The 12,975-nt window shown below is 64.7% G+C and carries 12 protein-coding genes and 1 pseudogene; 6 read left to right on the forward strand and 7 right to left on the reverse strand.

The window, feature by feature from the left end; all coding sequences use genetic code 11:
• Nucleotides 1-139: 139 nt before the first annotated feature.
• The 3 genes from EN851_RS21920 to EN851_RS21930 all read right to left on the reverse strand — a co-directional run bounded on the left by EN851_RS21920 (nucleotide 140) and on the right by EN851_RS21930 (nucleotide 3,037).
• Nucleotides 140-1,303, reverse strand: a complete 1,164-nt coding sequence (locus EN851_RS21920) for an ABC transporter substrate-binding protein (protein ID WP_127278612.1) — start codon at nucleotides 1,301-1,303, stop codon at nucleotides 140-142.
• A gap of 67 nt (nucleotides 1,304-1,370) precedes the next feature.
• Complete coding sequence (locus EN851_RS21925) at nucleotides 1,371-2,213, reverse strand: ABC transporter permease (protein ID WP_127278611.1); 843 nt, start codon at nucleotides 2,211-2,213, stop codon at nucleotides 1,371-1,373.
• Nucleotides 2,210-3,037: an ABC transporter ATP-binding protein gene (locus tag EN851_RS21930; RefSeq protein WP_127278610.1), complete on the reverse strand. Its 828-nt coding sequence runs from the start codon at nucleotides 3,035-3,037 to the stop codon at nucleotides 2,210-2,212. The genes EN851_RS21925 and EN851_RS21930 overlap by 4 nt, the downstream gene beginning before the upstream one ends.
• Before the next feature lie 314 nt (nucleotides 3,038-3,351).
• Here EN851_RS21930 and EN851_RS21935 point away from each other — a divergent pair, with 314 nt between their 5' ends.
• Nucleotides 3,352-4,290, forward strand: coding sequence for a MurR/RpiR family transcriptional regulator (locus EN851_RS21935; RefSeq protein WP_135930040.1), 939 nt, complete (start codon nucleotides 3,352-3,354; stop codon nucleotides 4,288-4,290).
• A 173-nt stretch (nucleotides 4,291-4,463) separates the two neighbouring features.
• The gene (locus EN851_RS21940) at nucleotides 4,464-6,254 is read left to right on the forward strand and encodes an NAD(P)/FAD-dependent oxidoreductase (protein WP_135930054.1); all 1,791 of its coding nucleotides are present in this window, start codon (nucleotides 4,464-4,466) and stop codon (nucleotides 6,252-6,254) included.
• 196 nt (nucleotides 6,255-6,450) lie between these two features.
• On the opposite strand, the gene EN851_RS21945 is transcribed toward EN851_RS21940, so the two are convergent.
• Both EN851_RS21945 and EN851_RS21950 read right to left on the reverse strand, forming a co-directional pair.
• Nucleotides 6,451-7,686, reverse strand: coding sequence for an amidohydrolase/deacetylase family metallohydrolase (locus EN851_RS21945; protein WP_135930041.1), 1,236 nt, complete (start codon nucleotides 7,684-7,686; stop codon nucleotides 6,451-6,453).
• A gap of 30 nt (nucleotides 7,687-7,716) precedes the next feature.
• Nucleotides 7,717-8,082, reverse strand: a complete 366-nt coding sequence (locus EN851_RS21950; RefSeq protein ID WP_127278607.1) for a RidA family protein — start codon at nucleotides 8,080-8,082, stop codon at nucleotides 7,717-7,719.
• A 218-nt stretch (nucleotides 8,083-8,300) separates the two neighbouring features.
• Between EN851_RS21950 and EN851_RS21955 the strand changes: the two genes are divergently transcribed.
• Entirely contained in the window at nucleotides 8,301-8,786 is a 486-nt protein-coding gene (locus tag EN851_RS21955; RefSeq protein ID WP_127873604.1) for a hypothetical protein, read from the forward strand.
• 4 nt (nucleotides 8,787-8,790) lie between these two features.
• Here EN851_RS21955 and EN851_RS21960 read toward each other — a convergent pair whose 3' ends face one another.
• On the reverse strand, nucleotides 8,791-9,426 hold the full coding sequence (locus EN851_RS21960; RefSeq protein ID WP_127278164.1) for an isoprenylcysteine carboxylmethyltransferase family protein: 636 nt from the start codon (nucleotides 9,424-9,426) through the stop codon (nucleotides 8,791-8,793).
• A 234-nt stretch (nucleotides 9,427-9,660) separates the two neighbouring features.
• Here EN851_RS21960 and EN851_RS21965 point away from each other — a divergent pair, with 234 nt between their 5' ends.
• From EN851_RS21965 to EN851_RS21975, 3 genes are all read left to right on the forward strand, one after another.
• On the forward strand, nucleotides 9,661-10,446 hold the full coding sequence (locus EN851_RS21965; RefSeq protein WP_135930042.1) for a hypothetical protein: 786 nt from the start codon (nucleotides 9,661-9,663) through the stop codon (nucleotides 10,444-10,446).
• Nucleotides 10,447-10,553: 107 nt separating this feature from the next.
• The gene (locus tag EN851_RS21970) at nucleotides 10,554-11,237 is read left to right on the forward strand and encodes a winged helix-turn-helix domain-containing protein (protein ID WP_135883964.1); all 684 of its coding nucleotides are present in this window, start codon (nucleotides 10,554-10,556) and stop codon (nucleotides 11,235-11,237) included.
• Nucleotides 11,234-12,604, forward strand: coding sequence for an ATP-binding protein (locus tag EN851_RS21975; protein WP_135930043.1), 1,371 nt, complete (start codon nucleotides 11,234-11,236; stop codon nucleotides 12,602-12,604). The genes EN851_RS21970 and EN851_RS21975 overlap by 4 nt, the downstream gene beginning before the upstream one ends.
• Before the next feature lie 266 nt (nucleotides 12,605-12,870).
• Here the strand turns inward: EN851_RS21975 and EN851_RS37870 are convergent.
• Nucleotides 12,871-12,975, reverse strand: a pseudogene (locus EN851_RS37870) (IS110 family transposase); the annotation flags it as partial.

Below are 12,975 nucleotides of genomic sequence, written 5' to 3' on the forward strand. Positions count from 1 at the left end.
TGACGGGGAGAAAGTAGCTGGCCGCAACGTTAGCGATTGGCGAAATCATCGACGCGAGCGCCCCTCTCCCCGTCACTATACGGGGAGAGGATGCCGGCAGGCAGGTGAGGGGCGGCGCCGACTTCGGCAATTGCCGGTGCTACTTCACCGCCGAATCGAACAGATGCGCCTTGATCTTCTCGACATCGAGCGCGGCGAAGCCTTCCGACAGTTTGACGCCGTCGGCGTCGGCCTTCACCTTGGCCTTGTCGAAGTCGTTGGCTGGGGGAATGAGATCGTTGGTGCAGACATCCTCGGCCTTCACCGGATTGGTGATCTGGCCGATCTTGTGGATCTCGTCGAAGAAGCCCTGCCAGCTCGCCATGTCGTGCGAGCCCCAGCCGCCGCGCTTGTCCATGTCGCCACGGAAGACGTTGATCTGCTGCAGGATCGAGGTGGTGCCGAGCTCCGGCCCGAGGTTCTTGGCCAAAGTCGGGAACTGTTCGAACACCGCCTCGACCGCCGCGCGCGGATTTTGATACCCGAACTCCAGGCCCATCGCCCAACCGCGCAGGTATTTTTCCAGGAACGCTTTCTTGTCGGGATCGGCAAGGTCGGCGGCGCGCACGACGAAGGTGTTCGCCGGCAGCTTGGAGTTCTTCACGCCGAGCCAGTATTCGAAGTCGAGACCCTTGGCGATCCATTCGGCGCGCAAGCCTTCCCATGACAGCGCCGCGTCGCCCTGGCCGCCGGCAAGCGCGGTGCCCCAGGTCGGCCAGCCGGCCTCGACATATTTGACCTTCTTGATGTCGACGCCTTGCGCGGCCAGCAGCGGATCGGTGATCGACTGCCAGGCGGCGGAACCGAGCAGGATGGTCTTGCCTTCGAGCTTCTTCAGGTCGTTCGAGCCCTCGCCCTTGCGGAAGGCGATGGAGAACGTGTCGCGCGCGCCCATGTGGAACACCGACTTCAGCTTCATGCCGTTCTGGATGGCGAAGGAGAACACGCCGGGCGAGGGAAAGCCCATGTCGGCCTGGCCGACATCGACGAACTTCACCGTTGCCGTGCCGTCGGACGGTCCCGGCTGCATGTCGGTGTCGAGCCCGTCGAAATAGCCGGCCTTCTTGGCCGCCCAGTAGGGATAGTCGTCGAGCACTTCGAGCGTGCCGCGCGGCGAGATCCAGGTGAATTTTCCATAGGCCTCGGCTCTGGCCTCGAGGCCCGACGCGCCTAGCGCGGTCGCCGTCACCAACCCGGCGCCGGTGACCTGCAGGAAGGTACGGCGGCTCATTCCCGCCTTGTGGATGAAATTGTCGTTGGTCATGGCATTCCCCTTTTTGTTTGATGTTGGTCAGTCGCCCGTCTCCGGGGCGCGGTCATTGCCCTCTGCTTCAAGCCTCCCAGCTCGCCCATTTCTTGCCGATGAGGAAGAACAGCACGTAGATCAGGATGCCCAGCATCGACAGGATCAGCACCACGGCGAAGAATTGCGGCATCTGGATCATCGACGAATAGGTGGTGAGCCGGTTGCCGAGGCCGAAGCCGCCGCCGACCATCTCGGCGCCGACCGCCGTGAGCAGGCCGAAGATGGCGCCGATCATCAGCCCGACCAGGATCATCGGCAGCGCCATCGGCGCGCGGATCTTCCAGAAGATCTGCAAGGTGCTGGCGCCGTAGGATCGTGCCAGCGCGATCTTGGCGCTGTCGACGCGGCGGAAGCCGGTGGCGGCGTTGATCATCACCATCGGCCCGGCTGCCAGCGCCACCGCGATGATACGCGGCGTGTAGCCGAAACCGAAGCGCAGGATCAAAAGCGGCACCAGCGCCAGCATCGGCGTGGTGACGAGCAGCAATATGTAGGGCGCGACGATCTTTTCCGCGAAGGGGAACTGGGTGATGACGGCGGCCAGCACCAGCCCGATCACCGCGCCGATGGCAAAGCCGGACACCAGCTCGACCAGCGTGTAGCCAAGATGCGGCGCGATCAGCGGAAACTCGTCGAACAGCGCATAGCCGATCGAGCTCGGCGGCGGCATGATGTAGAGCGGCACGTGAAACAGCCGCAGCGCCAGTTCGATGCCGCCGATGATGATGACGGCGACGGCGAGGATGGCCGCCACCTCTTTCCCGGACTTGATGCCGGGGCCACTGGCGAAGGCCGAGAGGTTGGTCAGGCTGACGTCCTGTCCATCACCTGATTTCGACTTGGAGAATTCGGGAATGGCGTCGCTCACGGCCTGATCCTCACGATCTCGGCGCTCGGGCGTTCCGGCGCCTTCGGCCTGGTGCGCTCGCCGACAATGTCCATCTTGATCCGGTTGGTGAGGTCGAAAACCTCCTTCGTCGCCATGATCTCCAGCGAACGCGGCCGCGCGAACGGCACGCGATATTCCTTGGCGACTTTGCCCGGCCGCGCGCTCAGCACCACCACGCGGTCGGAGAGAAAAATCGCTTCCTCGATCGAGTGGGTGATGAAGACGATGGTGGTCTTGGTGTCGAGCCAGATCTCCTCGACCAGCCGGTTCATCTCCTCGCGGGTAAAGCTGTCGAGCGCGCCGAACGGCTCGTCCATCAACAGCACCGAAGGCTTCAGCGCCAGCGCCCGCACGATCGCCGCGCGCTGCTGCATGCCGCCCGAGAGCTCGCGCGGGAACTTGCCGCCGAAACCGTCGAGGCCGACCCGGTTCAGGAGATGCGCGATCCAGGCGCGGTCGGGTTTTTCGCCCTTGATCTCGAAGGGAAAGCGGATGTTGGCGTCGAGATTGCGCCACGGCAGAAGGTTGGCTTCCTGGAACACGATGCCGATATCGGGATGCGGCCCGGTGATCGCCTTGCCGTCGAGCCGGATCTCGCCGCCGGTCAGGCCGTGCAGGCCCGACATCGACCACAGAAGCGTGGTCTTGCCGCAACCCGACGGGCCGACGATCGAGACGATTTCATTGGCCCTGACGTCAAGGCTGCAGCGGTCCAGCGCCAGGAGGTCGCCGGACGCCGTGTGATAGATCTTGGTCGCTGCCTGCACGCCAAGCTTCGGCGTTGTTGCTTCGCCCGCGTTCATCCGCCCCTCGGAGATTGCGTGATGATCCAATAGGTCATCCGACTGCCAGAAATCAGTGTGTAACTATCCTACTTTGCTGTCAAGCGCCGGTGGTGGTAAGCGTATCATCAGAATCTAGGATATGTGTTAGCCGGTTGTTTTTATAATATTTTCTTTGCCTTGAAATCCGTGTTGCTTTCCTACATAGTTAGACAAGCGCACGCGGTGCCGTCCTTGCGGCACGCATCGGTTGCAACAGTGCCGGGCGCATGGAACGACGGCGTGCAAACATGATAAGAGGTCAGGTCGAAAACGGGCTAGGGAAGACCGCCTTCATGACCGAAGCTGCCAGCCATCCGATCGTGGACGAAGGGGGGGCCGGGGACGAGCCTGTCCGGCGCATTCCCGACATCATCTCGCTCGTCAAGGATTCCTACGCGGAATTGCGCCCGGCCGAACGCCGCGTCGCCGATGTCGTGCTCGAAAACGTCAAATACGCGGTCGACGCCTCCAACGCCGCCCTTGCCCAGCGCGCCGGCGTCAGCGAGCCGACGGTGACCCGTTTCTGCCGCGCCATCGGCTGCGAGGGCGTGCGCGACTTCAAGCTGAAGCTGGCACAGAGCCTCGTCGTCGGCGCGCTCTATCTGGACACCTCGCCGGCCAGGGAGGGCGATACCGGCATGCCGTTCTGGAACGCCGTGTTCGGCGAAGCGCGCCGGGCATTGCAGGAGGCCGAGCGGCAGCTCGATCCGGGTGAGCTGGAAAAGGCGGCCGAGCTGATCGCCCGGGCCCGGCAGGTCACCGTGTTCGGGCTCGGCGGCAGCTCTTCGGCGCTGGCGCAGGAAACCCAGTACCGGCTGTTTCGCTATGGCATCTCGATCAGCGCCCAGTGCGATCCCTACCTGATGCGCATGACCGCCTCGACGCTGAAGCCTGGCGACCTGGTGATCGCCATCTCGGCGACCGGGCGCACGCGCGAAGTGATCGAGGCCGTCGAACTCGCCAAGCACTACCGCGCCAACGGGATCGCCGTGACGGCGCCCGACACCGAGCTCGCCCGCGCCTGCGACGTCAGGCTGACGGTCGCCGTGCCCGAATATCCCGACACGCTGAAGCCGACCGCCTCGCGCTATGCCTTCCTGGCAATGATCGACCTTTTGGCGGTGGCCTCGGCCTACAAGCTCGACGGCTCCGCCCGCGAGACGGTCCGCCGCATCAAATACAACGCCCAGATTCACCGCACGGGCAAGGAAATGGAGCCGCTCGGGGATTGATGAGGCGTTCTTCCTTCTCCCCTTGTGGGAGAAGGTGTCGCCGAAGGCGACGGATGAGGGGTGTTCCAGCTTGGCACCGACGGCACCCCGTGGCGCACCCCTCATCCGTCTCGGCGCTGCGCGCCGATCCACCTTCTCCCACAAGGGGAGAAGGAAGAAGAAAGAGGGAAGACATGCTCGAAATGGCACCGACGAAACAGGCAGCCGCATGGCTCGCATCCCTGGCGCAGGCGCTCGCAGCCGGCGATGTGACCGCCGCAAGCAACCTCTTCGTCGACGATTGCTACTGGCGCGACCTGCTGACCTTCACCTGGAACGTCACCACCATGGAAGGCCGCGAGGCCATCGCCGGCATGCTGAAGTCGACTTTGGCGACGACCAGGCCAACCGGCTGGCGGATCACCGGCGAAGCGACCTCGGATGAAGGCACCATCGAAGCCTGGTTCACGTTCGAAACGGCGGTGGCCACGGGACAAGGCATCATGCGGCTGCGCGATGGGCGCTGCCGCACCCTGTTCACGGCGATGACCGACCTCAGGGGGTTTGAGGAGCGCAAGGGACCGGCGCGGCCGCTCGGCGTGCGCCACAAGGCCGACCCCGAGCGCGAGACCTGGTCGGAGGCGCGGGCACGCGAGACGCGCGAGCTCGGCGTCTCGGAGCAGCCCTATTGCCTGGTCATCGGCGGCGGCCAGGGCGGCATCATGCTCGGCGCACGGCTGCGTCAGCTCGGCGTGCCCACCATTGTCATCGAGAAGAATGCAAGGCCGGGCGATTCCTGGCGCAACCGCTATCGCACCCTCGTGCTGCACGATCCGGTCTGGTACGACCATCTGCCTTACATTCCCTTCCCCGACAACTGGCCCGTCTTCACGCCCAAGGACAAGATGGGCGACTGGCTGGAGATGTACACGCGCGTCATGGAGCTGAATTACTGGGTCGCCACCAGGTGCCTCAGCGCCAGTTACGACGAGGCGGAGAAAGAATGGACCGTGGTGGTCGATCGCGTCGGCCAGCGCATCACGCTGAAGCCGAAGCATATCGTCTTTGCCACCGGCGCCTATGGTCCGCCGCGCAAGATCGAGCTGCCCGGCGCGGACCAGTTCAAGGGCGAGCTGCTGCATTCCAGCCAGTATGCCAGTGGCGAGAAATTCCGCGGCAAAAAGGTCGCCGTCATCGGCGCGGCCAGCTCCGGGCACGACGTCTGCGTCGATCTCTGGGAGAGCGGCGCCGACGTCACCATGATCCAGCGCTCGCCGACCACCGTGGTCAAGTCGGACACGCTGATGCAGGTCGGCTTCGAAATCTTCTCCGAAGATGCGCTGGCGCGCGGCATCACCACGGAAAAGGCCGACATGATCGTCGCCTCGACGCCGTTCGCGCTGGTGCCCAAGGGCCAGCGCGCGCTCTACGACGTCATCCGCGCGCGCGACGCCGATTTCTATGAACGGCTCGCCGCCTCCGGCTTCGCGTTGGATTTCGGCGACGACGAAACCGGGCTGCTGATGAAGGCCTACCGCACCGGCTCGGGCTATTACATCGATGTCGGCGCCTCGGACCTGATCATCGACGGCAAGGTCGGCATCCGCAGCGGCGTCGCCATCAAATCACTGACGCCGAAAGGCATCCTGTTCGAGGACGGCAGCGAGCTCGAGGCCGACGCCATCGTCGCCTGCACCGGCTACCAGTCGATGAACGAGAATGTGGCGGCGCTTGTCTCGCGCGAAGTCGCCGACAAGGTCGGCCCGTGCTGGGGCCTCGGCTCCGGCGTCAAGGGCGACCCCGGCCCCTGGCAAGGCGAATTGCGCAACATGTGGAAACCGACGGCGCAGGAAGCGCTGTGGTTCCACGGCGGCAATCTGGCGCTGTCGCGGTTTTATTCGAAGTACGTAGCCCTGCAGATCAAGGCGCGGATGGAAGGGATCGATACGCCGGTTTATGGCAAGCCTAGTAACGCTAGGCAGTGAAGCTGCTGATCTCCCCCCTCGTGGGGGAGATGGCCGGCAGGCCAGAGGGGGGGCGCTGTCCCGCCGGCCTCTCAGCCGATTGCGATTGCGCTTGGCACAGGTTCTTTGCAGGTCGCAGGATGGCCAGGGTTTGCGTTCCTTCGCGCCCCCCTCTGCCCTGCCGGGCATCTCCCCCACGAGGGGGGAGATTGGCTGATCATTCATGCCGGTGCCCGAAATGCCGGGCCGCCACCTCGACATGCGTATGTCGCGCATGCGCCGCGAAACGCTCGGTCTCGCCGACATCGTTGGCCGCTTCGTTCGGCCACCAGGTGCCGCCGATGACGATGCCTTCCGATACCAGCCGCTGATCGGCGGTGAGCGAGGCGCCAACCGCATCGACGAAGGTGAAGCGGCCTGGGCGTTGCCGCAGCACGGCGACGTCGCCGACGGTACCGACCGCCAGCGTGCCGAGGTCCGGCCGGGCGATCGCCCGCGCCGGCGCTTGCGTCGCCGCGCGCAAGACCTCGGCCACCGGCATGCCGAGCGCCATCAGCTTCGACATGCAGACCAGAATGTCGAAGGCCGGCCCGTCGACGCAATAGAGATGCACATCGCTCGAAATGACGTCGGGCGCCAGCCCTTCGGCCAGCATCGCGCGCGCGACGTCGAAGTCGAACGAGCCCATGCCGTGGCCGAGATCGAAGATGACGCCGCGCTCGCGCGCCAGCCGCATGTCGGGCCGCACCGCGCCGGAAGCGAAGACCGGCGCGTTGGGAAACGGCCGGAAGCAATGGGTGAGGATGTCGCCCCGGCGCAGGCGCGGCAGCACTTCGGAGCGGCCGGGTGGCGGCTCATCTATATGCGCCATCAGCGGCAGTCCGGCTTTGTCGGCGGCCTCCAGCGCCAGATCCACCGGCGCGATGCCGCTGGTGCCGCCTGCATGCTTGCCGGAGCGGACCTTGACGCCGACCACGACGTCGGCGTGCTCGCGCGCCGCGGCCACCACCTCGCGCGGCTCGCAAAGCCGGAGATCGCTGCATTCGCCGACCGACACCGTCTGCGAGAAGCCGAAAATGCCGGCAAAGGAAACGTTGACATAGGCCAGGATGCGCACCTTCGAGCGCTCCATGACATGGCGGCGGAAGCCGAGAAAATTGCCCGCACCGGCGCTGCCGGCATCGATGAAGGTGGTGGTTCCGCTTTTCGCTGCGAGCCGGTCGGCATCGACGCCGAGCGAGGTGCCGCCCCAATAGACGTGGCTGTGCAGGTCGACGAGGCCGGGCGCGACGATGCAACCGGTCGCATCGACCACCTGCGCGGCGCTGGTCACGGGGATGTCGGCGTCGACCGCGGCGACACGGCCATTGGCGATAGCGACATCGCGTGGTGCGTCGATGCCGGACGCCGGATCGATCAGCCGTCCGCCCTTCAGCAGGAGGTCGAATTGCATGGAGATGCCTCCGCCTTGTTGCTTCGTCTTTCAGGCCGGCCTGTACGCGACGGCCTCGACTTCGATCTTGATGTCGATCATCAGCCGCGATTCGACCGTGGTGCGCGCCGGCGGATTTTTGGGAAAATGCCTGGCATAGACCGCGTTGAAGGCACCGAAGTCGCGCGCGTCTTCCAGCCAGACAGTGGTCTTGACCACGTCGTCCATCGTGCAGCCGGCCAGCGCCAGCGCGGCCTTGACGTTGGCGAGCACCTGCTCGGTCTGTTCCGTGATGCCACCCTTGACCACGATGCCGTTGCCGCCGACCGGAACCTGGCCCGAGATAAAGACGAAATCGCCGGCCCGCACGGCGGGCGATAGCGGCACGTGGGACGTTCCAAAAGTCTGCTTGGGCACGGGATGGCTCCTCCGATGACGCGGCGAGGCACCGAGGCGGCACCCGCTTTGGGGGAGATTTACCGCGATCGGGGCGATCCCGATAGGGGCCTTGTTGGAAAGCAACATTCTTCGAAATCCGTGTTGCTTTATTACAGAAGCGCTTGCATCGTACGCGCTTGCCGGACGGGCTCGACGCCACGACGGACAGACGCCCTTGCGAGACGGAGACCCCGACAATGACCTTCGACAAGAACCCGTTTCCTTCAGGCGACGCCGACCGCCACGCGCTGTGGGAGATGCTGGTGCGGCGCGACATCGACGCCTTCATCGGCCAGGACTGGTCCATGGTCGAGAACGACTTCGTCGCCGAAAGCTTCTTTGGCATGCACGCGCATTTCCTGGCCAACGCCGATGCCTGGCGGCTGCAATTCCCCAGGCTGGAAATCTATCGCGACGAGTGGCTGCGCCAGGCCAAGGAGACGGCGGCGACCAAATTCGCCGAGCCGCTGCGCGAGGCGCTGTTTCGCGTCACCAATCTGCGCGACATCGATGTCGACGGCGACCGCGCCGTGCTGCACAAGAAGTTCGACGGCAGCGTCGCCAAGGCGGATGGCAGCGTCGACCGGCTGAAATGGCAGACGCTGTATTTTTGCCGGAAGGTCGGGGCGAACTGGAAGATATCAGGCTTCGTCGGCTACATGCCCTATCCGCTGGGCGGCTAGCCGATCAGTAAAGCGTGACGAAGGCCGGGAACATCACGCCGGTCTCCCGCAAATACTCGATAAGCTCGATGGCCGGGAAGATGGCGAGGAAATAGAGTCCGTCAAAGAAGGTGCGCCGCAGCGCGCGCGTCGAGAACTGCAGCTCGTCATTGTCGCGGTAGAGCAGCGGGTTCGGCCAGAACCGGGGCGTCGCCTTGATATAGGCTGTATAGGCCGCGCCGAACTTGCCCAGGAGATATTCGGCTTCCTTGCGCGCCGTGACGCGGAAGATGAGGAAGCTGGCAACGCCAAGGGCGGCGGCGGCCACCAGCGAGCCGTAGAGCAGGCCGATGCCGACCGCGCCGACCGTCGAGAAGAAGTAGAGCGGGTTCTGGCTCATCGAGAACGGTCCCGTCGAAACCAGCTCCTCATTCTTCTTGCCGCCGACATAGAGGATGCTCCACAGCCGGCCGACGACGCAGATCAGCACCAGGCAGAAGCCGACCAGTTCGAGCGTTTCGTGCCCATCCGAGCCTTCGCTGAGCGCCGGTTTGGTCAGGAACAGGAGCAGCACCGCCAGCGCCGCCGCGATGCGGATGAAAATCAGCCGCTTGCGCTGATCGAAAGCCTTCGAAACCGGCTTGAGGGAGGCGTAGGTCATTCGGGTTTTCCTGGGGCGCTCCGTGCGAGCCCGGCCACTGGGGCACGCCATTGATGGCGGATACAAGGCGCTCGCCCTCTATCAGCGCACCGCGAGGCTTTCGTAAAGGCCTTTTGCGTCAACGACAGCGATCCTTACGAATTTGTATGCCAGCGGACAGGCTGGGGTGAAGCCGTTTGCCTATTGTCCGGATGCCGGATCGCCACCGCAACCATCGACATCGGGATATCTGCCATGCTCGCGCTTCCCACCGCACCAAACCAAAACAGGGTTCCCGACGTCACTCTCGATTTCTGGCTGATCAAGCTGATGGCCGTCACCATGGGCGAGACGGCGGCCGACTATCTCGCCGTCAATCTCGGGCTCGGACTGACCGTCACCTCGCTGATCATGACCGGCGTCCTCGTCGTCGCCCTTGTCGCCCAGTTCGCGCAGAAGCGCTACGTGCCCTGGGCCTACTGGCTGGCGGTGGTGCTGATCAGCGTCGTCGGCACGCTGATCACCGACAATCTCGTCGACACTTTCGGCGTGCGTCTCGAAACGACCACGATTGCTTTCAGCGTCGTGCTCGCGGCGACGTTCGCGGTCTGGTACGCAGCCGAACGGACGCTGTCGATCCACACCATTTTCACGACCCGGCGCGAGATCTTCTACTGGCTGGCGATCCTCTTCACCTTCTCGCTCGGCACCGCCGCCGGCGATCTGGTCGCCGAGAGCTTCGACATGGGCTATCTGACCACGGGCCTGCTGTTCGGCGGCGTCATCGCGCTCATCGCTCTCGCCTACTATCTGCTCCGTCTGGACGGCATCCTGGCCTTCTGGCTCGCCTACATCCTGACGCGGCCGCTTGGCGCGTCCTTCGGCGATTGGCTGTCGCAGCCCGTCGAATATGGCGGCCTCGGCTTCGGCACCACCTTCACCAGCCTGGTCTTCCTCGGCTGCATCGTCGCCCTGGTTCTCTACATGACGCTGAGAAAGAATGCCGACGAGCTCGACGAGATGTTGCTGGACTCGGATTGAACCCAGGCGGCGAGCGCCGCGGGATCGGCCAGCTTCACCGCGGTCCTAGGAACCAACCCGTGCCGGTGATAGCCTGCCCCCGACATCGGCAATCAACCGGAACAGCGATGCGACTTCTTCTTGTCGAGGACGACCAAAGGACGGCCGATTACGTCGTCAGGGGGCTGACCGAGGCCGGCCATGTCTGCGACCTCCTGCGCGACGGTCATGACGCGCTTTTCGCGGCGACCAGCGGCGCCTACGACGTGATCATCGCCGACCGCATGATCCCCGGCCTCGACGGCCTGTCGATGGTCAAGGCGGTTCGCGCCGCGGGCGTGCGCACGCCGGCGATCTTCCTCACCTCCGTCGGCGGCATCGACGACCGCGTCGAGGGCCTCGAGGCCGGCGGCGACGACTATCTGGTCAAGCCCTTCGCCTTTTCCGAGCTGCTCGCCCGCATCAATGCGCTCGGCCGGCGGCCGGCGGCGCAGGAGCAGAAGACGGTGTTGAAGGTTGCCGACCTGGAGATGGACCTCATCATGCGGCGCGTCGTCAGGCAGGGCCAGCCGATCGACCTGCAGCCGAGGGAGTTCAGCCTGCTGGAGGTGCTGATGCGCGGCGAGGGCCGCGTCATCACCCGCACCATGCTTCTGGAGCGCGTCTGGGATTTTCATTTCGATCCCAAGACCAGTGTCGTCGAAACCCATATCAGCCGGTTGCGGGCCAAGGTCGACAAGCCGTTCGAAACCCAGCTCATCCATACCATCCGCAACACCGGCTACAGTCTGCACGCGCCGCTTTCCGCATGACGGAGGCATGGACCCGCCTGCTGCGCAGCACGCCGTTCCGGCTCGCCCTGACGTTCGCCTTCCTGTTCATGCTGGCCTTCGTGCTGGCGGGCGCGATCGTCTACCAGATGATGAGCGCCGATCTCGCCGAGCAGCTTGACGACACCATCAAGGAAACCTACGCCGTCATCGCCTCAGCCTATGCCGACAACGATCCCAAGGAGCTGGTCGAGACCGTGGAGAGCCACGCCACGCGCAGCCCGAAGAAGGAGCAGCTCTTTTCGCTGACCGACGCGGCCGGTAACCGCCTGGCCGGCAACTTCACCGCGGCGGGACTTCCCGACGGCTTCTCGATGTTCGGCGCCGAGATGCCCGGCCTGCCCCCGGACACCGAATACCGCGCCTATTCCGGTTCGGTCGGCGCCGACACCTTGACCGTCGCCTTCAGCCTCTCCGAGACGGAGGAGCTGGAAACGATCATGCTGATGAGCTTCGGCTGGGCGACCCTGATCATCACCGGCCTGGCCGTCACCGGCGGCGCCCTGCTCGCCTCGCGCGTCCAGCGCCGTCTCGACGGCATTGCCGCCACCATGGTCGACGTCTCGCATGGCCGGCTGGACACCCGCATCCCGCTGACCGGCAAGGACGATGACATCGACATCGTCTCCAGCCAGGTCAACGCCGCGCTCGATCGCCTGTCGGCGCTGGTCGAAGGCATGAAGCAGGTCAGCGCCGACATCGCGCACGATTTGAAGACGCCGCTCAACCGGCTGCAGATGATCCTGGAGAGCGCCGCCGACAAGGCCGCGCGGCGCCAAGACGTCTCCGACGATCTGGCCGACGCGCGTTCCGAAGGCCACCAGATCAACGAGACTTTCGATGCGCTGCTGCGGATCGCCCAGATCGAGGCCGGCGCGCGCAAGGCGCGCTTCACCGATGTCGATCTCGGCGAGATCCTGCGGACCATTGCCGAGATCTACACCGAAGTGGCCGAGGATGACGGGAAGGTGCTGTCGCCCACGCAGCTGAACGAAATGGTGGACCGGGTCCATGGCGACCGGGAACTGTTGACGCAGATGTTCGCCAATCTGGTCGAGAACGCGCTGCGCCATTGCCCTCCCGGCACGACCATCAACCTGACGGTGACGCGTCGGGGCGAGCGTGTCCTTGCCAGCGTCGCCGACAATGGCCCCGGTATTCCTCCGGGCGAGCGCGAAAAAGTGTTTCAGCGGCTCTACCGGCTGGATCACAGCCGGTCGACGCCCGGCAGCGGCCTTGGCCTCAGCCTCGTCCGGGCCATCGCCGATCTGCACGGCGCGACCATCGCGCTTGAGGACCGTAAGCCCGGCCTCGCCGTGGTGGTGAGTTTTCCCGTAGCTACGGCTTAGCCGACAAATTGCCGGTGCTGGCCAGGCCAGCTTGGGTTCCTCGCCCCCGCTTTGGCTACGCTATGAACACATCTTCTGTGACTGGCGTGATCGGCCCGAGGCTTGATTGCCACGTGGTTCCCCCAATCCGTCGCTGCTTCGCAGCGCCACCTTTCCCCCCTCCGGAGGGAAAGGAAGGGAGCGTTGCTGGACGCGAGTTGACGGCTAAAAAGGCCTGGCGCCTTTCCTCTCCCCCGTCGATCGGGGGAGAGCGACTATCTGGGGTGTCAAGTTGCATTTGCGAATTCGCTTCTCGCGTCGCGTGCTTTTGCGTTGAGGATGACGAGAAGTTTTCTGGCGAGTGCGATGCGGATGAGCATTTTGGGCTTTCC

The sequence above is a fragment of the Mesorhizobium sp. M8A.F.Ca.ET.208.01.1.1 genome (assembly GCF_004791315.1).
Taxonomy (GTDB): domain Bacteria; phylum Pseudomonadota; class Alphaproteobacteria; order Rhizobiales; family Rhizobiaceae; genus Mesorhizobium.